We start from the raw sequence: 23,161 nt of genomic DNA, 5'->3' as shown, positions 1-23,161 counted from the left end.
CCGCACCAGCAAGGCCGGCCTCGGGGCCGCCTACCTCGCGGGCTTCGCCTGGGGCCTGGGGCGGGGCTACACCGTCCTGGTCGAGATGGACGCCGACGGCTCGCACGCCCCCGAGGAACTGCACCGCCTGCTCGACGCCGTCGACGCGGGTGCCGATCTCGCCATTGGTTCGCGCTACGTCAGCGGAGGTACCGTGCGCAACTGGCCACGCAGGCGAATGCTGTTGTCGCGCACCGCGAATGGTTACTCCCGCGTCCTGCTGGGCGTGGACGTCAACGACATCACCGCGGGTTTCCGCGCGTATCGCCGCGAAGTCCTCGAGAAGATCGACCTGGGTGCCGTCGACTCGAAGGGCTACTGCTTCCAGGTCGATCTGACGTGGCGCACCATCAGCGCGGGCTTCATCGTCAAGGAAGTGCCCATCACGTTCACCGAGCGCACGCTCGGTAAGTCGAAGATGAACGGGTCGATGATGGGCGAGGCCCTGGTCAAGATCGCCGAGTGGGGTGTCCGCGGCCGGTTGGACCGGGCCCGCGGAGTTGTCCGCTAGTTGCCGCGGCGGCGGGTCTTGATGATGTCGAGACGCTCCTTGAGGAGCTCGTCGAGTTCCTCGACCGAACGCCGCTCCAGCAGCATGTCCCAGTGGGTGCGCGGCGGCTTGACCTTCTTGGGCTCCGGCACGTCGCCGTCGATCAGCGTGCCCTCCATGCCGTTGCGGCAGGGCCAGGTGCCAGGGATCTCCGCCTCGTCGGCGAAGGGAACCTCGAACTCCTCGCCGTTGTCGGTCCGGTAGCGCGCCACCTGACGCGGCGCCAAGTCGTGGTTGCGGTCGGTCTCGTAGCTCACGGCTCCGAGCCGACTGCCTCGCAGGACACGATCAGCCATCGTCACTACTCCTCATCCGAGCGCTTCTTCTCTTGGTCCGGGGTACTCAACGCAGCCGACTGGCGCGAAGTTCCCGACGCGACTGTCCATGATACCGGGATCACGCGCTTGGCCGTTTACAGTCGAGACCCGTGACACTCGAAACGCGTCGACGGTCTCGATTGAAGCCCTGTCGCTGGTGCGGTCGCGAAGTCGCGGATGCCGGTCTGGGTCGGCGGCGGCAATACTGCAGGCAGTCCTGCAGGCAGCGGGCGTATGAGCAGCGTGCAATGGTCAGGGGCACGTCGCTTGCTCCCGACTCGGTGGTGCTCAGTCCCGACGAGGCCTCGGAGTTGTCGGATCGCATCTACCAGGTCCGATGCGCCGCCGAGGACGTTGCCACCGCCGTCGACGAGGGCGCCAAGGCGGGCGAGCTCCGGGAGCTGTGCGACGCCCTGGTGCGGGCAGCGAAGGCGGCCGACGGCTGGCGGTGATCACCCCCTTGCAGCCCTCTCACAGCTACGATGATCGCGAGCGACGATAACCCGCGATAACCTGCCTCGCTCGTATCGAGATCGGAATCCGAGTGTCCACGTCGTCCACCGAACCAGCCGCGGAATCAACCCCAGCCGGCCGGGCGTGGCGCTTCGACGACTTCGTCCTCGATACCGCTCGCTACGAACTGCGCCAGGCCGACACCGTCATCCGGGTCGAGCCGCAGGTCTTCGACGTGCTGACGCAGTTGGTCAGCAACCACGAGCGGTTCGTCACGAAGGAGGAGCTGTTCGACACGGTGTGGGGCGGGCGCTTCGTGGGGGAGGCGGCGCTGACCAGTCGCATCAAGGCGGCGCGCCGCGCGCTCGGCGACGACGGCGAATCGCAGCGCTACATCCGCACCGTCCGTGGCCGCGGGTACCAGTTCGTCGGCACCCTCACCGTCGACGCTCCCGATCCTGAACCCGCCCCCGAGCCCGAACCCGCGCCACGCCAACACATCGCCTTCTGCCGCGCCGCGGACGGCGTCCGGTTGGCGTATGCGGTCGCGGGGGAGGGGCGCCCGCTGGTTCGCGCCGCGAACTGGATGACCCACCTCGGCTATGACATCGAGAGCCCGGTGTGGCGGCACTGGGTGCGTGACTTGTCCCACGGCCGCCAGTTCATCCGCTACGACGAACGCGGCTGTGGGCTTTCCGACTGGGAGGCAGGCGAGTTCACCTTCGACGACTGGGTCACCGACCTCGAATCGGTCGTGGAAGCCCTTGGGCTGGAACAGTTCCCGCTACTAGGCGTATCTCAGGGCGGCGCCGTCGCGGTCGCCTATGCGGCCCGGCACCCCGAACAGGTCACCAAGTTGGTGCTGTGTTCGGCCTACGCCCGCGGCCGCGCGGTCCGGGCGATGAACGACGAGGAAAGGCGCGCCGCCGCACTCGATCTGGACCTCGCCAGGGTGGGTTGGGGACGTGACGACCCCGCGTTCCGACAGGTCTTCGCCGCTCAGTTCCTGCCCGACGGCACGCGCGCCGATTGGGAGGCGTTCGACCACCTGCAGCGGCGGACCACCTCACCGGAGAACGCCGTGCGATTCCTGGAGGAGTTCGCGCGCATCGACGTTCGTGAATTGGCGGCCAACGTGACGTGCCCCACACTGATCCTGCACGCCCGCGACGACCACCGCGTTCCGATGCGGTACGGCGAGGAGCTCGCGGCGCTCATCCCCGACTCGCGGCTGGTGGCCCTGGCGAGCAACAACCACCTTCTGTCCGAGGCCGAGCCTGCGTGGCAGGTCTTCCGCGACGAAGTGAGTGCGTTCCTCGACGAGTGACTTCCGTTGCTGCTGCGGATCTCCATGCAATCTCCACCCAATCTCCATGTAGTGGCCGCAGCCGACCGACATTCTGGTCACATGAGAAACCTCCTTCGCACCATGATCGTGGGTGTCCTCGCGCTCTTCGCCCTGGCCACTCTCTCCGCCTGCTCCGGTGGCTCGTCCACCACGTCGACGTCCTCCGAGGCGTCGAGTTCGTCTGCCACGTCGACCTCCGCTGCCACGGCTCCGTCTGCCACGTCGACCTCCGCTGCCGCTGCTGCACCGACCCCGTTCCCGGCGTCCGCCAGGTACATGGCCGACATGGTGTCCGACGACGGCAAGAAGATGGCCATTGGCATCTCCGTCGACGGGGACCAGGTCACCGCCTACGCCTGCAACGGCGTCGACGACGAGGCGTGGTTCTTCGGCAACCAGACCGACGGCACCATCGACATCCCCAACAAGTTCCGCGACACCCTGGCGGCGTCGTTCAACGGCACCGACCTCACCGGCGACCTGACCATGAACGGCACCAAGTACGCGTTCACGGCCGCCGCGGTGTCGGCACCTGCGGGCATGTACACCGCCGACCTCGACGGTGCGCGGGCGTCGTGGATCGTGCGGCCCGACGGCTCGGTCACCGGCGTGCAGTTCAACGGCGGCATCAGCGGTCGTGACTTCGAGCAGGCCGAACAGCAGCAGCTCAACGCCGCACAGTTCCAGAGCCAGGTGCGCAACAAGCGCATCCTGCAACAGGCCGATCAGCAGATCAGCATCCAGAACGGAACGCTGACCTCGAAGATCAACGGCCGCACCGTGACCGGGAAGCTGGTCACCGGCACCACCCGCTTCTCCTGACGCTCGAACCCACGGCCCCGTCGGGCGCGTCCGCATCAGCGGTCGCCCGGCGGGGCCTTCCCTTTGCGTCAGGCAGAGTTGAAACCTTCACCTGCGATTCGTGCCCGGGTAGCGTCACATCACCGTGACCCCACCCGTCGATCTTGCCGCCACGCTGGCCCGCGGCCCGGCGCCAGGAGTCAAACCGGCGTCGCGGCAACGCAAGTGGGGTCTGATTCGGCTGGCGTCACCCTTGGTTCTCTTGGTGGCGTGGCAGGTCGGCAGCGCGCTCGGCATCATCCCGCAGGACGTTCTGCCCGCCCCGTCGTTGATCGCGGAGGCCGGCGTCGAACTGGTTCGCAACGGGCAATTGTTGGACGCCCTGCACGTCTCCGGCGTCCGGGTGGTCGAAGGGCTGTTGCTGGGCAGCGTGGTAGGAATCACCCTCGGCACCGTGGTCGGGTTCTCGAAGTGGTTCGAGGCCACGGTCGATCCGCCCTTGCAGATGATTCGCGCGCTGCCGCATCTCGGGCTGATCCCGCTGTTCATCCTGTGGTTCGGGATCGGTGAGCTGCCCAAGGTCCTGCTGGTCGCGCTCGGGGTGACCTTTCCGCTGTACCTCAACACCTTTTCGGCGATCCGACAGGTCGACCCGAAGCTGTTCGAGACCGCACAGGTTCTCGGATTCTCGTTCTGGCAGCGGTTGCGAACGATCGTCATCCCGAGTGCAGCGCCGCAGGTGTTGGTCGGGCTGCGGCAATCCCTCGCGATCGCCTGGTTGACGCTCATCGTCGCCGAGCAGATCAACGCCAACAGTGGCATCGGCTACCTCATCAACGATGCGCGGGACTTCCTGCGCATCGACATCATCATCTTCGGCCTCGTCGTCTACGCGTTGCTCGGCATCGGTACCGACGCGATCGTCCGGGTGCTGGAACGACGCGCATCGAGGTACCGCCGATGACCCCAACCTCCAGCACGACTTCCCGTGTCGACGCCGTCACCGCCGGTGAGCTCTCCGGCGTCAGTAAGTTCTACGGCGACAACAAGGTTCTGGACGACGTCTCGCTGCGCGTGGCACGTGGCGAGATCGTCGCCTTGATCGGACGGAGCGGTTCGGGCAAGTCGACCGTGCTGCGGGTGCTGGCGGGGTTGTCCGACGACCACACCGGCGACCGCGTCGTCTCCGGCCCCCCGTCGATTGCATTCCAGGAACCTCGCCTCTTCCCGTGGCGCGACGTGCGCACGAACGTCGGCTACGGGCTCTACCGTGCTCGGCTCGGGAGGGCCGAGGTCGGCCAACGCGTCGATCGGGCACTGACCGCGGTCGGCCTCGCGGATCGGGGGCAGGCGTGGCCGCTGACATTGTCCGGTGGTCAGGCGCAACGTGTTTCATTGGCAAGGGCGCTGGTGGCCGAGCCCGATCTGCTGCTCCTGGACGAACCCTTCGGGGCGTTGGACGCGCTGACCCGGCTGACGATGCACGACCTGTTGCTGGAGCTGTGGCGTGAGCGTGGTTTCGGCGTGCTGCTGGTGACCCACGACGTCGACGAAGCGGTCGCTCTGGCCGACCGGGTGCTGGTGCTGGACGGGGGTGCCGTCCTGCACGCATTGCAGATCGACGACCCCAGACAGCCCCACGCCACGGCAAGCGAACGGACCGACGGCTACCGCCGTGAACTGCTCGACAAGCTAGGAGTGCGGAGTTAGCACCATGAGCATCAAGAAGTTCGGCGTTCGCGCCGCGGCCCTGCTGGCGGCTGGCGTGCTGCTCGCGGGCTGCGTGTCGCGGCAGGACGCCGCAGGCGCAGAGCAGGCTCCCGAGACCGTGCCCCTGTCAGATCTGGGCGGCGTGACGCTGCAGATCGGCGACCAGAAGGGCGGCACCGAGTCGCTGCTGCGTGCAGCTGGTGCGCTCGACGGACTGCCGTACAAGGTCGAGTTCTCGACGTTCACCTCTGGGCCGCCGCAGATCGAGGCGGCGACAGCGGGCAAGATCGACTTCGCCATCACCGGCAACACTCCGCCCATCTTCGGAGCGGCTGCGAACGCGAAGGTCAAGGTGGTCACCGCATACGAGAACGGCGGCGATGGCGACCGCGTGCTGGTGCGCGCCGACTCGCCGATCAAGACCGTGGCCGACCTACGCGGCAAGAGTGTGGCCGTCGGCAAGGGCAGTTCGGCGCACGGTCACATCCTGGCTCAACTCCAAAAGGCTGGTCTGACACCCGAGGACGTCAAGCTGGTGTTCCTGCAGCCCGCAGATGCGCTGTCCGCCTTCCAGAGTGGGCAGGCCGACGCCTGGGCCATCTGGGATCCGTACACCGCGCAGGCCGAACAGCAGATACCCGTCCGTAGCATCGCGCAGGCAACCGGCGTGACCAACGGCGCCGGGTTCGGCATTGCGTCCGATGCCGCCCTGGCCGACCCCAAACGCAACACCGCCCTCGGCGATCTGCTGGTGCGTTACGCGAAGGCGACTCGATGGGCGCAGGACCATCCCGAGGAGTGGGCCCAGAAGTACGGTGCGGCGGTCGGCCTCGACCTCCCGGTGGCCACCGTCGCGCAGGGCCGTAGTCTTAGGGCGTCGACGGCGTTGTCCGACGCACTGATCGGCTCGGAACAGGAACTGGCCGACCTATTCGCCAATACCAAGCAGATCGCGTCGGCGCCCAAGTTCGCCGACTGGGTCGACCACCGCTACGACGAGGTACTCCAACCCTTTCTGACGAACGGCAATTGAGGCCATGTCCACTCACGTCGAATTGCCCGCGCCGCGGGCGAAGTTCTTCTGGTTCCTTCCCACCAACGGCGACAGTCGATCGATCGTCGGCGCCTCGCACGCCTCATCGCACCACATCGTGCCGCCCAACTACCGGCCGCCCAGCCGCCGCTACCTCGCCGAGGTCGCACGGGCCGCCGACCGTCTCGGCTATGAGGGGGTGCTCACCCCGACCGGAACCTGGTGTGAGGACGCCTGGTTGACGGCAGCCGCGCTCCTGTCGGAGACGGAGCGGCTCAAGTTCCTGGTCGCCTTCCGCCCTGGGCTGACACCGCCCACGCTGGCCGCGCAGCAGGCCGCCACGTTGCAGCGATTCTCCGAGGGTCGGGTCCTGCTCAACATCGTCAGTGGCGGCGACGACGTCGAACAGCGCCGCTTCGGGGACTGGCTCGACCACGACGAGCGCTACGCGCGCACCGGCGAATTCCTCCACATCGTGGACTCGATCTGGCGGAACGGCTCGCTGAACTTCAGCGGGAAGTACTTTCACGTCGAGGACGCGATGGTGTCGGCGCCACCGGATCCGTTGCCGCAGATCTACTTCGGCGGATCCTCGCCAGCCGCGCTTCCGGTCGCCGCGGAGTACGTGGACGTGTACCTGACCTGGGGGGAGCCGCCGCAGGCCGCAGCCGCCAAGATCGCCAAGGTTCGCGAACTCGCAGCGGCGCGGGGACGCAAGGTGCGCTTCGGTATTCGGCTGCACACCATCAGTCGGGACACGTCGGCGGCCGCGTGGGCAGTGGCCGACGAACTGGTCTCGGAACTCAGCGAGGATCAGATCGCGAAGGCCACTGCGCTGCATGCTAATTCGGAGTCGGAGGGGCAGCGACGGATGACGGCTCTGCACGGCGGCCGGGTGGACGAACTGGAGATCTATCCAAATCTGTGGGCCGGTGTCGGTCTGGTGAGAGGCGGGGCGGGCACCGCGCTCGTCGGCAGCCACGAAGAGGTCGCCAACCTGATCTACGAGTACCACTCGGTGGGCTTCGACGAGTTCATCCTCTCGGGATATCCGCATCTCGAGGAGGCGTACTGGTTCGCAGAAGGTGTCCTCCCACGGCTGAAGCAGAAGGGCGTCGCCTAAGCCGGCTCGTAGCGATCGAACTCGGCGCGCGTTTCGTGACACCCTGAGGTGTGGACGAGTGGTTTGAACACAGCCCGTTCGTCGGGTTCGTACCGTGGATCATCTACTGGGTAGTTGCCGAGGGCCCGAGCACCTGGATGTTCGGCGCGTTGTGCGCGGTGCTGTCGGCGATCATCCTCGGCATCTCGCTGGGGCGTGGCGGTCCGCGGTTGCTCGAGATCGTGACGATCGTGTTCTTCGTCGTGGTCACGGCCGCAGGGGTGGTCCTCGGCGCGGCGGACCGCGACTGGATGGACACCTATGCCACGACGCTGTCCAGCGGTGTGCTGGCCGCAATGGCGTTCGGCTCTCTGGCCTTTACGCCGTTCACCGAGCAGTACGCCAGGGTGTCCCGGCCGCTGAAGGATTGGGAGAAGCCGGCGTTCCGCCAGACGAACAAGGTGTTGACCTTGATGTGGGCGTTGGTGTTCGCGCTGATCGCGGTGCTGGGTTACTACGCCACTCAGGTGCCAGAGACCCGCGACTGGACCAACTGGGTGATTCCCGTCGTGGTGATCGTCGGCGCCGTGGGCATGACGCAGGCGTACCCCGTGCGGGCCAGGGAGAGGGCGCGTCCGGCCAGCTGAGGCGGTTGTCGGAGGGCCAGCGTAGTGTCGAACGCATGTTCGATTCGATGGCTGATCCGCTCGCCGGGGAGGCGAGGCTGGTCGAGCGGATCGCGGTGTTGGAGCGGCAGAAGTCGGCGGCCGCGGCGGAGCAGGCGGTGTTGACCGCCGAGTTCGATGCCATGCGGCGTGTCCGGGAGGCCGAGGCGGGTGTGCCCGCGGCCCGACGCGGCAAGGGCTTGGCCAGTGAGATCGCCCTGGCGCGGCGTGATTCCCCCAGTCGGGGTGGGCGCCACCTCGGGTTCGCCAGGGCCCTGGTGCACGAAATGCCGCACACCCTGGCCGCCTTGGCGGCCGGGGTGCTTTCGGAGTGGCGGGCCACCCTGATCGTGCGGGAGTCGGCCTGCCTGGACGTCGAGGACCGCCGCGCCCTGGACGCCAGGATGTGCGCCGACCAGTCGGAGCTGGAGGGCAAGGGCGACACGCGGATCGCCGCCGACGCCAAGGCCATCGCCTACGCACTGGACCCGCACGCCGTCGTCGAGCAGGCGGTCCGCGCGACATCCGAACGCACGGTGACCATCCGACCCGCCCCCGACACCATGACGTATGTGACCGCGCTGCTGCCAATGGACAAGGGCGTCGCGGTCTACGCCACGCTCAACCGGGCCGCGGCCACCTGCACCGACGGCCGGGGTCGTGGGCAGGTGATGGCCGACACGTTGGTCGAACGGGTCACCGGGCGGCCCGCCGACGTGCCCGTCCCGGTTGCCGTCGAGGTGGTCATCACCGACGAGACCCTGCTCGGCGGGGACACCACCCCGGCGCGGGTGCCCGGATACGGCCCGATCCCGGCCACCGTGGCCTGCCGACTCGTTGAGCGCGCGGTCACCGACGACCGCTCCACGGCCACCCTGCGCCGGCTGTACAAACATCCCGACAGCGGCGCACTGGTGGCCATGGAATCACGGGCCCGGTACTTCCCGAAAGGGTTGGCTCGGTTCATCGCGATCCGCGACGACACCTGCCGCACCCCCTACTGCGACGCGCCCATCCGGCACACCGATCACGCCACCCCCAACGCCCGGGGCGGCCCCACCACCGAACTCAACGGTGTCGGGGTGTGCGAGGCGTGCAACTACGCCAAGGAAGCCCCCGGCTGGCGAGTCCACACCTGGTGCGACGACAAAGGCACGCACACCGCCGAATTCACCACCCCCACCGGCGCACGCCACCCATCCAAGGCGCCACCCCTACTCGGCGACCTGGTCCTGGTGAAGGCCAGCGGCATCGAGGTCAGCCTCGGCGACCACCTCGCCTGGCGCCACGCCGCCTAGCGCGGCTCAGCAGCCGTACTTCACGCCGACGTCGGCGGGTGGCGTCACCTGCTGCAGACAGCCGAAGACTTCGATGCCGTCGCCGCTGAGCTTGAGTGCGGACCCGTGGGCGTAGTTCACGCAGTAGACGCCTGCCGCATCGTCACGGCATCGGTAGTCGCCGAAGGCCAGCGTCTGACCCGCCGCGAGTTCGGCGCCGGTGCCACTGCCGAATCGGCCTGGATCACCGTGCACGGAGCCCACTTCCGCGGTCGGCCCCTCGAAGTCAACCCAGTTGCCCTTCCACTGGCCGTAGACCTCGGTCGGCTGCGGCGGCGGATCGGCGAGGTCGACCAGGCACGCCAGCGCGCCGCCGAATCTGTGGTCCGTCATGCAGTTGGCGTCGCCAGACACGAATGCGACGTCCTGACCGAGGTCGGTCGTCGTTCCGTCCCGCGTCGCCGAGCGGAAGGCGGCGGTATCGACGGGTCGGCCCGCCTCCACCCACCTGATGACGTCGGCGATGGCGGTGCCGGCCGCGGGTGCCGAGGAACGGGCAGCGGGGGTGGACGACGTGCCAGGTGCCGAACTCGACGTCAGGGGAGGGATCGCCAGCGATTGCTCGCGTGCCGCGGTGCCGTCCGTGGTGGTCGAGCATGCCGCGACCAGCGCAGATGTCGCCAATAGGAGCGCGATCCGCATGTCGACAGGTTAGCGGGAGTCGCCGCAACGGCCCGTCAGGCGCGTCGACCGGGTCGATGTTCGCTACCGTCGGGTCATGCACGATCGCACCATTCGGGTGACCATCGACAGCGGCGTCATCGAGGGCTTCACCGCCGACGGGGTACACCGTTGGCGGTCGATCCCGTTTGCGCGCCCTCCCGTCGGGCGGTTGCGCTTCCGTGCCCCGCAGCCCGTTCAACCGTGGTCCGGGGTCCGGTACTGCCACGGCTACACCTCCTGCGCGCCCCAGCAGCGCATGTACACCATGCTCGGCCTCGGCAAGTACCAGCCGATGAGCGAGGACTGCTTGACGGTCAACGTCGTTGCCCCCGAGGTGGCGGGGGTTCTCGGTTCCTCGCGCTCGTCAGGTGACCTCGGTTCCTCGCGCGGGCGCTCGTCAGGTGACGAACCGTTGCCCGTGATGTTCTTCATCCATGGCGGCGGCTACATCCTCGGCAGTTCGGCGACGCCGATCTACGACGGGGCGGCCCTGGCCAAGCGGGGCTGCATCTACGTGTCGGTGAACTATCGCCTCGGGGCGTTGGGCTGCATGGACCTCTCGGCCTTGTCGACACCCGAGAATCCGATCGAGGACAACCTCTTCCTGCGCGACCTGGTGATGGCGCTGCGATGGGTCCGCGACAACATCGCGTTCTTCGGCGGCGACCCCAACAACGTGACCATCTTCGGTGAGAGCGCGGGTGCGCATGCCGTTGCGACGCTTCTTGCCGTTCCGGCGGCCAAAGGCCTTTTCGCGCAGGCTATCTCGGAGAGTCCAGCCAGTGGCATGGCCGGTCCGCCTGCCGTCGCCGCGGAGTTCGCCGCCGACTTCGCCAAAGTTCTCGGGGTCGAGCCGAGGGACGCGGCGGCCACCCTGATGACGGTGCGCCCCTCGGAACTGGTCGCGGCGCTGGACGTGACGATGAGACGTGGGATGACCGAGATGCGCGGTGCGTTCATCGTGGGGCCGACGTTCGACACCGAGTATCTGCCGCAGGATCCGCTCCGGGCGATGCGGGATGGCACGGCGCACCGGGTCCCGCTGATCGTCGGCACGAACGCAGACGAGGGACGCTTGTTCACCAGGTTCCTGCAACTGCTCCCAATGACGGAACCCGCGATCGACCTGCTGCTGTCCGATTCCGACGTCGAGTTACGGGAACGGATCACCAACGCCTATCCGGGCTACCCGAGCCCCAGCGCGTGCATCCGGCTCGGTGGGGACTTCGCCTTCGGGACGGCGGCGTGGCAGATCGCCGACGCCCACGGCAGGCATGCGCCGACGTTCGTCTACCGATACGACTACGCCCCGCGCACCTTCCACTGGTCGGGGTTGGGTGCCACCCACGGCACCGAGCTTCTCGCCGTATTCGACGTCTACCGAACACGTTTCGGTTCACTGATGACCGCAGCGGCCGATCGGCGGTCGGCGAGGCGGGTCAGCAATGACGTGCAGAACAGGTGGCGGGCGTTCAGTCGCACGGGGATCCCCGGTGAGGGCTGGCCCGCCTATACCAGCGACGAGCGGGCGGTGCTGGTGTTCGATCGCCGCTCCCACCTCGAATACGACCCTCACGCCGATCGTCGGCAGGCGTGGGAGGGGTTCTCGCTGACCGCCGGTTGAGCACCGCCGGGAGAATTGACGCCCGTCAACTCCGTCGCCGAAAAGCGTCCGTTCGGGCCACCGCGGTGACTAACGTCTGAACGCGTGCCACCGCTGACGGATTCTCCGATCGAACGCCCCGGCGACATGACTGCGGAGTGGTTGACCGCGGCGATCGGCGGGAGTGACGTCGTCGACTTCACGTTCGAGCGGATCGGCACCGGCCAGATGAGCGAGTGCTACCGCGTCGCCCTCACCTACGCCCGCGGGCACCGGGGGCCATCCTCGGTGGTGCTCAAGGTCGCCGCGGCGGACCCTAAGAGCAGACAGACCGGACTGGCGCTTGGCCTCTATGAACGCGAGGTGCGGTTCTACACGGACATCGCCCCTGGACTCCATGGGCCGGTCGCAGAGTGTCATCACGCGGCCTACGACCCGGCGACGGGCGTGTTCGACCTGCTCCTCGGAGATGCGACGCCAGCCGTGGTCGGCGACGAAATCAGCGGCGCCACAGTCGAACAGGCCGCGTTGGCGTTGACCCAGCTCGGCCGGATGCACGGCGCGCTTCTCGGTGATGCCGCGCTGGCGGGGGCGGAGTGGATCAACCGGGAGTCACCACTGAATCAGGGATTGATCAGCGCCCTGTACGCGGGGTTCATCGAGCGGTACCGCGACGACGTCGCCCCGGCGCATCGCGAGGTCTGCGAACAATTGGTGGCCACCTTCGACGCCCATCTCGCGGCCGAGGCCGACGCGAGCCGACCGAAGGGCCTGGTGCACGGCGACTACCGCCTCGACAACATGCTGTTCGGCCAAGGGGGCGCCGATCGCCCGCTCACCGTCGTCGATTGGCAGACGGTGACGTGGGGTCCCGCAATGACCGATGTCGCCTACTTCCTGGGCTGCGCGTTGCCCATCGACGCGCGCCGCGATCACTCCGAGGCGCTGTTGCGCGCCTACCACGACGCGCTCGGTCCCGACGCGTCGTTGACGCTGGACGACGTTCGCGACGGGGTGCGGCGCCAGAGCTTCTTCGGCGTGATGATGGCCATCGTCTCGCCCATGCTCGTCGAGCGGACCGAGCGCGGTGACCGGATGTTCATGACCATGATGAATCGGCACTGCGAGCACGTCATCGACACCGGGGCAATGGCCATCCTGCCTGCCGTGTCGACGCCGAAACCGTTGCAGCCCAACGTCGAAGACGAGGGGACGCATCCGCCGACCGGCGAGGCACTGTGGAACGAGAGCTGGTACTTCGACTTCGCGGACCCCGCCGAGGGCGTCGGCGGGTGGGTGCGGCTCGGGTTGATCCCCAACCAGGGCCACGCGTGGATCAACGCGCTGCTGTGTGGCCCCGGTATGCCCACGATCGCGGTTCTCGACTTCGACGCCGCCCTGCCCGCCGATCACACGCGTGTCCACACCGACGACGTCGACCTCGAGCTCGACGCCATCGATCCCCTGAGGACCTACCGGGTGGCGCTTCGCGGGGCGGGCCAGGCCTACGACGATCCGGCCGCGCTGTTGCGCGATGAGACGGGGCGCCCCGTGGAAGTGGAACTGGACCTGACGTGGACGACCGTGGGAACGCCGTACCAGTACCGCATGTCCACTCGTTACGAGATCCCGTGCGTCGTATCGGGAACGGTGACCGCCGACGGCCGCTCCCACGAGTTCCGTGGCGTCGCGGGCCAGCGGGACCATTCGTGGGCGGCGCGCGATTGGTGGAGTATGGAGTGGGTGTGGAGCGCACTGCATCTCGACGACGGCACCCACGTGCACGGCCTGGACCTCCGGATCCCGGGCGCGCCTCGGATGGCAGCCGGTTACGTGCAACGCGCGGGGCAGGTCGTCGAGTTGCAGACCGTGGTCGCGACCGAGACGTTCGGTGACGACGACCTTCCGTTGGAAACCACCCTGGAGATCTCGCCCGGCAACACCACCGCGACCATCGACGTGTGTGGGCACGCTCCGGTGCTGCTGAGGTCGAACGACGGCCGGGTGAGCAAGTTTCCGCGGGCCTGGGCCACCGTGACCACCAGCGACGGCCGGACCGGCGTCGGCTGGCTGGAGTGGAACCGCAACCAGTCGTGATGATCGTCAAGTCGGTAGCGCTGTTCGTCGTCGCGGCACTTCTGGAGATCGGTGGCGCCTGGCTGGTGTGGCAGGGCGTCCGGGAGCACCGCGGCTGGTCGTGGGCGGGTGTCGGCGTCCTCGCGCTGGGTGCCTACGGTTTCGTCGCCGCCTTTCAGCCCGACGCCCACTTCGGCCGAGTACTGGCGGCGTACGGCGGAGTGTTCATCGTGGGATCGCTGCTGTGGGGCATGGTCGCCGACGGCTTCCGGCCCGACCGTTGGGACGTCGCAGGCGCCGTCATCTGCGTGGTCGGCGTCGGGTTGATCATGTACGCGCCGCGCTAGGCGAGGTTCGCGCGGTCGTCGTGCAGGTCGTCGCGCCGCAGGCCCATGGGTGTCGCGGCAGGGATGTCGCCGCCCGCGATCACCGCTCGGGTGATGGGCGTCAACGCGCCGAAGAGAGCCTCGAGTTGGTCGTCGTCGAGTGCGTCGAACGCATTGATCGCCAGGGTGTCGGTGGTGTCCTCGATGCGTTCCTTGAGGGCGCGGCCCTTTTCGGTCAGCGTTCCCGCGTCGTCGAGTACACCGCGGGAGGCCAGGCGTTGCGAGCAGGCCTGCCACTCGGCGTCGTCGTATTCGCGGCTCCTGGTGATGAACTCGCGCGGCACGCGGTCGGCGGCCGAGTGCAGGACGTTGCATTCGCGGCCGCCGATCCCGTTGGCGACCAGCACGGCGACGTGTGCGTCGCCCCGCTGTTCGCGTAGCAGCGTGGCGGCGTGCCACAGTTTGGCGACGGGTTCGTCCGGCCATGGCAGGGCACGGTTCGCCGCGAACAAGGGACGGCCGTCCAGCGGCGCGCCGGCCGCTGCCACGGCCAGCAGGTCGCCCGCGGTCCGCACGGCGTCGTCGGCGAGGACGCCGCATCGGGCCAGGGCCGCGACGGCCGACGTCTCGCGCGCTCGAAGGGCATCGGCCGGGGTGGCGAGGTCCCAGGCGGCGGGCAGCGCCCGCATCACGTGCGACGGGGCGAAGTTGTAGAACAGCGCCGTGACCACGGCAGGCGGCACGGGGCCGAGGGGGGCCGACCGGCCTGCGAAGTAGCCCATCCAGAAGCCGCGGAAGCCTGCGTCGTCGAAGGCAGCGCGGGACTCCGGCGCGAAGTACGTCAGGGCGTGGATCGGTTCGATGCGTTCGAACAGTCTGCGTGCCGTCGTGGGTGATCTGCTCACTTTGGCAGTCAACCATCGCGGGCCGCGACGGGGTTGGCAGGATTGGGGCAGTTCACATCGAACACGGAGGGGCGGTATGCGGTTTACGACGTCGCTTCTGCCGGTGCTGTGCGCGCTCGCGGTAGGCTGCAGCACGGAGCCCTCACCGAGTGCTGCGACGCCAACCGTCGCCAGGGATGCGCTCCAAACCGACATCGCGAAGAGGCTGAGTGCCGCTGGCGATCAACCCCGATCGGTGCTCTGCAATGGCGATCTGATCGGCGAGGTGGGTAGTCGGGCGCGATGCGACGTCGTCGTCGATGACACCAACAGCTTCCAGCCGATCGTCACGGTGACGCGCATCGTCGGCGACGCGATCGAGTACGACTTGACGCCTGCGCTGTCCCAGCGCCAGCTCGAGGCGGCGGTCGCGCGGCTCGACGCCGAAACGTCGTCCGTGCAACCAGATTCGGTGACATGCGACTCGGGTCTGGTCGGCGAGGTGGGGACGGTGGCCTACTGCGACGTGGTATCGGCAGGGGTCTCGGTCCGTCGCGCGGTCGAGGTCACCGACGTGTCGGGCTTGATCATGAACTTCACTCTGAAGACGAACTGACCTCGGTCATCGCCTCGTCGATGATCGCGCGCATGGCGCGTTCGGCGGCGGCTTCGTCGCGCAGTCGGATCGCACGCGCCACCTCGTCGTGCAGGGCGATGGCGTCGGGCTTGGGGGTTTCCGGCATCATGCCGTGATGGGTGCGGCCGGTGAGCACCTCGGCGACGACGCCGTTGAGGGCGCGGAACATCTCGTTACCGCTGGCCTCCAACAGGGTCTGGTGAAAGATCTTGTCCGCCAACAGATATGATTCGAGGTCGCCGGAGCGGCCGTGCATGACCATGTCGGAAACGGCGGCGGCCATGATGCGGCACTGATGGGGATCGGCCCGTCGCGCTGCCAGTGCGGCGGCGGCGGGCTCGAAGCCTTGGCGGAGTTCGGAGAGTGACACCAGTTGAGCGGCGCGGTCGCCGGATTCGATGCGCCATCGAATCACCCTGGGGTCGAAGACGTTCCAGCGTTCGGTCGGCTGGATGGTGATCCCCACGCGGCGTCGCGAGGCGATCAGGCCCATCGATTCGAGGACGCGGACGGCTTCTCTGGCCACGCTGCGTGACACGCCGTACTGCGCACCGACGCCTTCGAGGTTGATGACGCCCCCCGGAGGTAGCGCGCCCGACACGATGTCGGCACCCAGGGCGGTGAGCACGTTGTCGTGCAAGGCGCTGACGTTTGGCGAAGGAGCCACGCATACATCTTGTCATAGAGTTTGCTACCTGCCATTAAAACAGATGATTGCCTTAGAGGGTTGCAATAATCTTACTATTGCGGCATGGTGTGTGACGGCAAGCACAGCTGGGTACAGCGGATCGGGAGGGAAAGCGGTGACCTTGGAGAACTCGCCAATCGTGGTGATGGGCGTGTCCGGATCGGGTAAGTCGACCGTCGGTGCGGCGCTCGCCCAGCGTCTGCGGGTGCCGTTCGCGGACGCCGACGACTTCCACCCGGCAGCCAACATCGAAAAGATGACGGCAGGCCATGCACTTGACGACGACGACAGACGGCCCTGGCTCGACTCGATCGGCGAGTGGCTGGCCGCTCATCTCGACGGCGGCGTCATGAGTTGCTCGGCGCTCAAGCACGCCTATCGTGACCAACTCCGCCATCACTGTCCCGAGGTGCAGTTCCTGCACCTGGCAGGCACCCCGGACCTGATCGGTCGCAGGCAGGCCAGCAGGCCTGGGCACTTCATGCCGCCGTCACTGCTCGCCTCGCAGTTCGAGACCCTCGAACCGCTGACGGCCGACGAGCGGGGCGTCGACATCAACGTCGACCAGGACATCGATTCCATCGTGAACGAGTACGTATCGCTTACCGGACGGGAGATCTCGTGAATTCCACCATCGCCTACCTGGCGGACGCCCCGAAACTGACGGAGCCAGTGGCCTCGACGCCGCAGCTGGTCCTCGCCTTCGTAGTGGGCATCGCCGTCATCGTGGTGCTGATCATCTTCGCCAAGCTGCACCCCTTCCTGGGCCTCATCTTCGGTGCCCTGGCGGTCGGCGTCGTCGCGGGGGAGAACGTCACCAAGGTCCTCACGTCGTTCTCCAGCGGTTTCGGGTCGACAGCGGCCAGCGTCGGCATCCTGATCGCGCTCGGCGCAATGTTCGCCAAACTGTTGGCCGACTCCGGCGGTGCCGACGAGATCGTGGACACCATAGTCGGTCACGCCTCACCGCGGATGCTGCCGTGGGCCATGGCCCTCGTCGGCGCCATCATCGGCTTGCCGATGTTCTTCGAGATCGGCCTCGTCCTGCTGATGCCGGTCATCTATCTGGTGGCCCGTCGGTCTCAGCTGTCGCTCATCACCGTCGGAATCCCCGCGCTCGCAGGGCTTTCCGCCATGCATGGCTTCGTTCCGCCGCACCCCGGCCCGCTCGCCGCGATCGGGAACCTCAACGCCGATCTCGGAGTCACGCTCGGCCTCGGCGTCCTGGTGGCGATCCCCACGATCGTGGTCGCTGGCCCGCTGTTCGGCAAGCTGGCAGGCAAGTGGGTGGTGGTCGGAGCCCCCGACACGTTCGACGCCGACGAGGCGGCACTGGATGCCGACCGGAAGCGACCCTCTTTCGGTGTCACGCTGTTCAGCGTCCTTCTGCCGGTCGTCCTGATGCTCGGCAAGGCGCTCGTCGACATCTTCATCGAGGACGACACGCAATGGTTCCGGCAGATCTTCGACACGCTCGGCACGCCCCTGATCGCCCTGCTGCTGGCCGTCATCGTCGCGATGTTCACCCTCGGCCGTGGGGCGGGGATGGGGCGCGACGACATCACCAAGTGCATCGAGTCGGGACTACCGCCGGTGGCGGGCATCATCCTCATCGTCGCGGCGGGCGGCGGCTTCAAGCAGGTGCTGGTCGACACCGGCATCGGCACGGCCATCGCGACGTGGGCCGAGGACGTCAACATCTCCGTCCTGGTGCTCGCCTGGGTGATCGCCGTGCTGATCCGCCTGGCGACCGGCTCGGCCACCGTCGCGACGGTCACCGCCTCCTCGCTGATGGTCGGATTGATCGACGGCATGAGCTCGGGCGAGGTCTCGCTGGTGGTGCTCGCGGTCGGCGCGGGGTCGCTGTTCTTCTCCCACGTCAACGATGCCGGCTTCTGGCTGGTCAACCAGTACTTCCGGCTGTCCGTTGGTCAGACCATCAAGACCTGGTCGATCATGGAGACGGTGTTGTCGGTCAGCGGGCTGATCGTCGTGCTGCTGCTGGACCTGGTGATCTGACGACGGCGGCGGGCGGTCAGCCCTTGAGCACCTGGGTGCCGCCCGCCAGCTCGTCGTGCTTGCCCTGTTTGGTGGGGCTGCCGCTGATGGTCACCGCAATCACGATGATGGCGATGACCCCGAGCAGACCACCGACGAACGGTACGACGGGCAGCAAGGTGTACGCGTTGCGAATGGCCGACTGCTGAAGATTGGGCTTCGGTGCGCCCCCCGGTCCCTGCACGCTCAGCCCGAGCAGCTTCTTGCCCGGCGTCCAGCCCTGGGTGACCTCGAATGCGACGAAGTACACGAACATCAGAACACCCGTGAACAGACCGGTGACGGCGATGCTCGACTGCAGACCGAGCGCGAACAGCACGATGGACCCGACGATGCCGACGATGAGCCCGTCGATCACCCTGGCGAAGAACCGGGGGAGCAATGGGCCCGCCTCGACATGGCGGCCCTGCGAGGCGCCGTATGAAGAATCGCCGTATTGGGGGTACTCGCCGTAGGTCATGCCGTCAATCTACCGGCCGTGGTCCGCTCAGCGAGCGCGCTTCTCCAGCTCTTTTTGCGCACGCTCGATCTCCTTGCGAGCGCGCTTGGCCTGCTTGCGGCTGGCGGAGGCGAGTTCCGATCCTCGCTCCTGCGCCAGCTCGGCCAACTCGGCACCGCGATCGCGTGCCGCGCTCGCGAGTTCCGGCGCTCGATCGCGGGCCACGTCGACCAGCCTGGCGCTGCGTTGTTGGGCGACGTCGGCCAACTCGGCGCTGCGGTCCTGGGTGATCTCGGCAAGCGCCGCGCCGCGCTTGCGCGCAGCCTTGGCGAGTTTGGGGCCGCGGTCGCGAGCGACTTCTGCCAGCTCGTTGCCCCGCTCCAGCGCAACGTCGGCGATCTCGGCGCCGCGGTCGCGAGCGATCTCGGCGAATTCCGATCCGCGCTCGAGGGCGACGTGGGCCAACTCCCGCCCCCGCTCCGCACCGACGTGCAGCCCGGACTGCAATCCCTCACCCCACTTGTCGACCAGCTCGCTGTCGATCAGTGCGCCACCGGAGGACGACGTGCTCGGCAGGGCGCCTGCCACCGACTCGGAGAGCTTGCGTGCGGCGCGACGACTCCGCCACCCGAGCGACGGCCTGCCCTCGGTGTCGACAGACGCGATGATCAGGCCACCGATCAATCCGACGTCGGACAGCAGTGCCCGTCGCTCGGCGGCCTTGCGGGCCGGGTCGGTCTCGTTCCAGAAGGCATGTGCGCCAAGACTTCCCGGCACGACACTGACGGCGAGCGCGGCCGACGACAGGCGCGGCAACTTGCCCCAGGCCAGCAGCAGGCCCGCCCCGATCTGAACTCCCGCGGTGACCTTGGCGACGGTTTCGGCGTTGGTCGGAACGTTGGGGCCGACGGGATCGGGCAGCTTGGCGAGCCCCTCCAGCGTGGGCCGGGCCGCGTCGGCGGCAGGCTTGGGGCTGCGCAACGCATCTACGCCACGGGTGATGAAGGTGGTGGCCAACATGGGTCGCGCAATTCGTCGGATCAACATGCGGCGGGAATTCCCCGGGTTGATCTTTTGCAAACCCGTCACCTGGGGAGCGCCCCGACCCGTCGGACGGGATCGCCGGACAGCGCCGTCGACGGCCACGTCATGGGTGATCACCGGCGTGCGCGTGCGTCTGCTCTTGCTACTTCTTCTGTATCTACTTGCTCACCATCAGCTGGACTGGAGACCCTCCAGCAGGATCTGCGCGAGCCGGGTGGTGGTCGCCGTGCCGTCGTCGTACCCGCCGGTCGGGCCGAGTGCGTTCATGATGGCCAGGGTGTAACGCTGCCCGGTGCCCGCGAAGCCGACCGAGTTGGTGACCCAGCCACCCTGTTCAGCCGACCAGCCATCCTTGTTGCCCGGGGTCATCGCCGGGCCCGCGCCCCAGACGCCCCACTGTTGATTGGGCGCGACGTTCTGGAGTTCGTGCACGATCGCCGCCGTCTGCGCGGGCTCCAGCCGGGTCAGGACGTAGTTGATCAGCCGGTCGAGATCGTTGGCCGTCGTCTTCTGGAAGCCCCAGTACGGGTAGACGCTACTGAAGCCGCGCTGCGGCCGAAGGTCGGTCATGCCGTACTGCGGGAAGTTGGTGTTGTAGGCCTGGTGGTCGGGGCCGCCGAAACGCGACCACAGCGCGTCGGCGGCATCGTCGTCGGACGAGTGCATCATCGCCGCCATCTGCTCGCGGTCGGGGTCGGTCAAGGAGATCGAGCCGGCCCCTGCCCGGGTGAGCAGGTCCACGACCATGGCGAGCTTGATGGTGGAGGCGGTCCAGACCATCTCACCGGCATGCTCATTGCGGTAGGTGCCGCCCGTGGCCCGGTCGCGCAGCACGTATCCGACCGTCCCGGGGCGAGTGGCCAGATAGGCGTTCGCCGCCGCGATGCGCTCGCCGAGGCCGCACCCGGTCCCGGTGGCCGCCACCGGACAGTCCGCCCGGGCAGGTGTTGCCGCTCCCATTGCCGTGAATCCCGCGATGATCGCCGCAGCGATCATCAGACGCCATTTCATCCGGGTAGCTTCGCATTAAGCTGAACGCTTCCGACATTTGAAGGAGGTTGTCGTGGCGCTCGTCGCGGGAATCGACTCGTCCACACAGTCCTGCAAGGTCGTCATCTGTGATGCGGCGACCGGCGAAACGGTCCGTTCGGGATCGGCGCCGCACCCGGGTGGCACGGAGGTGGACCCGGCCGCGTGGTGGGCGGCCCTCGGTGACGCCGCCGCGGCAGCAGGCGGCCTCGACGACGTGGAGGCGGTGTCGGTCGGAGCGCAGCAGCACGGCATGGTCTGCCTCGACACCGCGGGCAACGTCGTGCGAGACGCGTTGCTGTGGAACGACACCCGGTCGAGTGACGCGGCCGTCGCGTTGATCGAGGAGCTCGGTGGTCCGACGGTGTGGGCCGACCGCGTCGGCGTCGTTCCCGTCGCCTCGATGACCGCGACCAAACTCCGCTGGCTCGCCGACAACGAACCGAAGAACGCCGACGCCACGGCGGCCGTCTGCCTGCCGCACGACTGGCTGACGTGGCGGCTGTCGGGCTCGAGCGACATCGCCGACATTCGGACCGACCGCAGCGATGCCAGCGGAACCTGCTACTTCGCCGCCGAGGACAACACCTACCAATCGGACCTCCTCGAGCTCGCCATGCGCGGTCGCAGCCCCGAGGTCCCTCCGGTGCTCGAACCCAACGAGGCCGCGGGCCGGACCACCACCGGCGTGATCCTCGGCCCTGGGGCCGGCGACAACGCGGCAGCCGCCCTCGGGATCGGCGTGGGAGGCGGTGACTGCGTGGTCTCCCTCGGCACGTCCGGTGTGGTCAGCGCGGTCGGCGACGCGGCATCTCACGACCCGACCGGCGTGGTGGCAGGCTTCGCCGACGCGACGGGACGCCAACTCCCGCTGGTGTGCACCCTCAACGGCGCGCCCGTGCTGGCCGCCGTCGCCAAGATGCTGGGGGTGGACTTCGACGAATTCGACCGCCTCGCGTTGTCCGCGCCCGTTGGCGCGGGAGGGTTGACGTTGGTGCCGTACTTCGACGGTGAACGTTCCCCGAACCTGCCGGACGCGGCAGGGGCCCTGCACGGCGTGACCACCAAGAACCTGTTGCCCGCCAACGTCGCTCGCGCAGCTGTCGAGGGCCTGCTGGCCTCGATTCAGTACTGCATCGAGCAGATCGCCGGCCAGGGCGTCGAGGTTGGACGGGTGATCATGGTGGGCGGCGGCGCGCGATCGGAGGCGGTTCGCCGCATCGCGCCCGCGATCCTCGGCATGCCGGTGCACGTGCCGACACCCGCCGAGTACGTCGCGCTCGGTGCGGCCAGGCAGGCCGCGTGGACGCTGTCCGGGGCGGACGCCGCGCCGACGTGGTCCTTCGGCGTGACGGCGTCCTACGAGGCCGATCCGACGCCCGCGGTGCTCGATCAGTACCGCGTCGCCCAGGCGCTCACGTTGGGACAGGTGCGGCCCTAGGGTCGCTCAGGGCCGAGGTTGGTCAGATGGTCTGCCCGCGTTGTGGTTTCGACGTCGGTCACACCCGGGTCTGTCCGCGGTGCGGCGACGTCGACGAAGTCATCCCCTTCACGGGATGGCGACCCGATCCGACCGCGCGCCACGAGGGCCGCTATTACGTCGGCGGACGTCCCACGAATCGGGTCCGCAACGGCTCTGCCGAGAGGACCGACCCGTTCGGCGGGCAACTGCTGCCGCGGTACGTCGAGGTGCCGTCCAGGGACCGGCAGGGCATTCGTTCGTCGTGGCTGGGCACCGCGGCCATGACGGTCGTGATCGTCGCCGTCGCAGCCATCGTCCTCGGCCTGCAGCTGCGACATCACCGTCAGGAGACGTCGCCCGACGCCGACTACCTCGCCGCGCTGCGCGACTCGGATCTGAGCGGTGAGTTCAACTCGGATGCCAATGCACTGGCCCACGGGAGGCAGGTGTGCAGGCACCTCGACGAGGGTAACGCTCAGCAGGGCACGCTCGCCGACAAGATCGCCGTGGACACGTTCTGCCCCAAGTTCTCCGACGGCTTCCACATCCTCGAAACGGCAACGGTCTCGGGAGTCTTCGTGCTGACCGACGCGCCGTCGGACACCGGGATCAGCTCGATCTCCTCTGACGGCACGTCCTGCCAGGGAGTCGGCGGCTACTCCGACATCGGCGCTGCTACCGCGCTGACGGTGAAGAACGGCCAGGGTGCGATCCTGGCCACCACCGCGCTCGGCCAGGGCCGCGGCGACCAGGTGACGTGCACGTTCTCGTTCAGCTTTCCGATCACCGAGGGTGAGGACCGCTACGTCGTGTCCGTCAGCCATCGAGGCGAATTCAGCTACACCTACGACCAGTTGCAACGGGGCGGAGTCCAGATTCGACTCGGCCACTAGCGCA

General features: G+C 67.9%; 24 protein-coding genes and 1 pseudogene. 18 read left to right on the top strand and 7 right to left on the bottom strand.

The genetic code is table 11. From position 1 onward, the window contains the following. A pseudogene (locus tag ABW137_RS11540) lies at positions 1-532 on the top strand (glycosyltransferase); the annotation flags it as partial. A 14-nt stretch (positions 533-546) separates the two neighbouring features. On the opposite strand, the gene ABW137_RS11535 reads toward ABW137_RS11540, so the two are convergent. Next, complete coding sequence (locus ABW137_RS11535) at positions 547-885, bottom strand: RNA polymerase-binding protein RbpA (protein WP_526399950.1); 339 nt, start codon at positions 883-885, stop codon at positions 547-549. Positions 886-1,016: 131 nt separating this feature from the next. On the opposite strand from ABW137_RS11535, the gene ABW137_RS11530 reads away from it, so the two are divergent. The 9 genes from ABW137_RS11530 (at position 1,017) to ABW137_RS11490 (ending at position 9,316) form a co-directional block, all read left to right on the top strand. Next, on the top strand, positions 1,017-1,358 hold the full coding sequence (locus tag ABW137_RS11530) for a hypothetical protein (protein ID WP_526399948.1): 342 nt from the start codon (positions 1,017-1,019) through the stop codon (positions 1,356-1,358). 92 nt (positions 1,359-1,450) lie between these two features. Further along, positions 1,451-2,686, top strand: coding sequence for an alpha/beta hydrolase (locus tag ABW137_RS11525; RefSeq protein WP_526399946.1), 1,236 nt, complete (start codon positions 1,451-1,453; stop codon positions 2,684-2,686). An 81-nt stretch (positions 2,687-2,767) separates the two neighbouring features. Next, positions 2,768-3,529 (top strand): hypothetical protein, encoded by a 762-nt coding sequence (locus ABW137_RS11520; protein WP_526399945.1) that lies wholly within the window; start codon positions 2,768-2,770, stop codon positions 3,527-3,529. 154 nt (positions 3,530-3,683) lie between these two features. Then, positions 3,684-4,472, top strand: a complete 789-nt coding sequence (locus ABW137_RS11515; protein WP_526399958.1) for an ABC transporter permease — start codon at positions 3,684-3,686, stop codon at positions 4,470-4,472. Then, positions 4,469-5,218 carry an ABC transporter ATP-binding protein gene (locus ABW137_RS11510; protein ID WP_526399943.1) on the top strand — a complete coding sequence of 250 codons (750 nt, stop codon included), beginning with the start codon at positions 4,469-4,471 and terminating at the stop codon, positions 5,216-5,218. Before ABW137_RS11515 ends, ABW137_RS11510 begins: the two co-directional genes overlap by 4 nt. 4 nt (positions 5,219-5,222) lie before the next feature. Continuing rightward, positions 5,223-6,251, top strand: coding sequence for an ABC transporter substrate-binding protein (locus ABW137_RS11505; RefSeq protein ID WP_526399941.1), 1,029 nt, complete (start codon positions 5,223-5,225; stop codon positions 6,249-6,251). Between the two features lie 4 nt (positions 6,252-6,255). Further along, on the top strand, positions 6,256-7,374 hold the full coding sequence (locus ABW137_RS11500) for an LLM class flavin-dependent oxidoreductase (protein WP_526399939.1): 1,119 nt from the start codon (positions 6,256-6,258) through the stop codon (positions 7,372-7,374). 50 nt (positions 7,375-7,424) lie between these two features. Then, positions 7,425-8,000 carry a hypothetical protein gene (locus ABW137_RS11495; protein WP_526399937.1) on the top strand — a complete coding sequence of 192 codons (576 nt, stop codon included), beginning with the start codon at positions 7,425-7,427 and terminating at the stop codon, positions 7,998-8,000. A gap of 35 nt (positions 8,001-8,035) precedes the next feature. Then, positions 8,036-9,316 (top strand): HNH endonuclease signature motif containing protein, encoded by a 1,281-nt coding sequence (locus ABW137_RS11490; protein ID WP_526399935.1) that lies wholly within the window; start codon positions 8,036-8,038, stop codon positions 9,314-9,316. Positions 9,317-9,322: 6 nt separating this feature from the next. On the opposite strand, the gene ABW137_RS11485 is transcribed toward ABW137_RS11490, so the two are convergent. Next, positions 9,323-9,997: a hypothetical protein gene (locus tag ABW137_RS11485; protein ID WP_526399933.1), complete on the bottom strand. Its 675-nt coding sequence runs from the start codon at positions 9,995-9,997 to the stop codon at positions 9,323-9,325. A gap of 76 nt (positions 9,998-10,073) precedes the next feature. Here ABW137_RS11485 and ABW137_RS11480 point away from each other — a divergent pair, with 76 nt between their 5' ends. The 3 genes from ABW137_RS11480 (at position 10,074) to ABW137_RS11470 (ending at position 14,044) form a co-directional block, all read left to right on the top strand. After that, positions 10,074-11,642: a carboxylesterase/lipase family protein gene (locus ABW137_RS11480; protein ID WP_526399931.1), complete on the top strand. Its 1,569-nt coding sequence runs from the start codon at positions 10,074-10,076 to the stop codon at positions 11,640-11,642. A gap of 84 nt (positions 11,643-11,726) precedes the next feature. Further along, positions 11,727-13,718 carry a DUF7064 domain-containing protein gene (locus ABW137_RS11475; protein ID WP_526399929.1) on the top strand — a complete coding sequence of 664 codons (1,992 nt, stop codon included), beginning with the start codon at positions 11,727-11,729 and terminating at the stop codon, positions 13,716-13,718. Further along, positions 13,718-14,044 (top strand): YnfA family protein, encoded by a 327-nt coding sequence (locus tag ABW137_RS11470; protein WP_526399956.1) that lies wholly within the window; start codon positions 13,718-13,720, stop codon positions 14,042-14,044. The genes ABW137_RS11475 and ABW137_RS11470 overlap by 1 nt, the downstream gene beginning before the upstream one ends. On the opposite strand, the gene ABW137_RS11465 is transcribed toward ABW137_RS11470, so the two are convergent. After that, on the bottom strand, positions 14,041-14,928 hold the full coding sequence (locus ABW137_RS11465) for an SCO6745 family protein (protein WP_526399927.1): 888 nt from the start codon (positions 14,926-14,928) through the stop codon (positions 14,041-14,043). The two genes, ABW137_RS11470 and ABW137_RS11465, sit on opposite strands and share 4 nt — an antisense overlap. 76 nt (positions 14,929-15,004) lie before the next feature. On the opposite strand from ABW137_RS11465, the gene ABW137_RS11460 reads away from it, so the two are divergent. Next, the gene (locus tag ABW137_RS11460; RefSeq protein WP_526399925.1) at positions 15,005-15,523 is read left to right on the top strand and encodes a DUF4333 domain-containing protein; all 519 of its coding nucleotides are present in this window, start codon (positions 15,005-15,007) and stop codon (positions 15,521-15,523) included. On the opposite strand, the gene ABW137_RS11455 is transcribed toward ABW137_RS11460, so the two are convergent. Continuing rightward, positions 15,504-16,211 carry a FadR/GntR family transcriptional regulator gene (locus tag ABW137_RS11455; protein WP_526399923.1) on the bottom strand — a complete coding sequence of 236 codons (708 nt, stop codon included), beginning with the start codon at positions 16,209-16,211 and terminating at the stop codon, positions 15,504-15,506. The two genes, ABW137_RS11460 and ABW137_RS11455, sit on opposite strands and share 20 nt — an antisense overlap. Positions 16,212-16,377: 166 nt before the next feature. Between ABW137_RS11455 and ABW137_RS11450 the strand changes: the two genes are divergently transcribed. Both ABW137_RS11450 and ABW137_RS11445 read left to right on the top strand, forming a co-directional pair. Then, positions 16,378-16,857, top strand: coding sequence for a gluconokinase (locus ABW137_RS11450; protein WP_526399954.1), 480 nt, complete (start codon positions 16,378-16,380; stop codon positions 16,855-16,857). After that, positions 16,854-18,251 (top strand): GntP family permease, encoded by a 1,398-nt coding sequence (locus ABW137_RS11445; protein ID WP_526399921.1) that lies wholly within the window; start codon positions 16,854-16,856, stop codon positions 18,249-18,251. Before ABW137_RS11450 ends, ABW137_RS11445 begins: the two co-directional genes overlap by 4 nt. A 16-nt stretch (positions 18,252-18,267) precedes the next feature. On the opposite strand, the gene ABW137_RS11440 is transcribed toward ABW137_RS11445, so the two are convergent. From ABW137_RS11440 to ABW137_RS11430, 3 genes are all read right to left on the bottom strand, one after another. Continuing rightward, on the bottom strand, positions 18,268-18,750 hold the full coding sequence (locus tag ABW137_RS11440) for an RDD family protein (RefSeq protein WP_526399919.1): 483 nt from the start codon (positions 18,748-18,750) through the stop codon (positions 18,268-18,270). Positions 18,751-18,777: 27 nt separating this feature from the next. Beyond that, positions 18,778-19,776, bottom strand: a complete 999-nt coding sequence (locus tag ABW137_RS11435; protein ID WP_526399917.1) for a DoxX family membrane protein — start codon at positions 19,774-19,776, stop codon at positions 18,778-18,780. A 168-nt stretch (positions 19,777-19,944) separates the two neighbouring features. Then, complete coding sequence (locus ABW137_RS11430) at positions 19,945-20,784, bottom strand: serine hydrolase (RefSeq protein ID WP_526399915.1); 840 nt, start codon at positions 20,782-20,784, stop codon at positions 19,945-19,947. Positions 20,785-20,836: 52 nt separating this feature from the next. On the opposite strand from ABW137_RS11430, the gene xylB reads away from it, so the two are divergent. Both xylB and ABW137_RS11420 read left to right on the top strand, forming a co-directional pair. Then, entirely contained in the window at positions 20,837-22,243 is a 1,407-nt protein-coding gene (gene xylB, locus ABW137_RS11425; protein ID WP_526399913.1) for a xylulokinase, read from the top strand. A 26-nt stretch (positions 22,244-22,269) separates the two neighbouring features. After that, entirely contained in the window at positions 22,270-23,157 is an 888-nt protein-coding gene (locus tag ABW137_RS11420) for a DUF732 domain-containing protein (RefSeq protein WP_526399911.1), read from the top strand. Positions 23,158-23,161: the final 4 nt, after the last annotated feature.

The sequence above is a fragment of the Mycobacterium sp. genome (genome assembly GCF_040509115.1).
Lineage (GTDB): Bacteria > Actinomycetota > Actinomycetes > Mycobacteriales > Mycobacteriaceae > Mycobacterium.
Note: the sequence above shows the minus strand (reverse complement) of the source record. Positions and strands in the feature narration are given on the sequence as shown.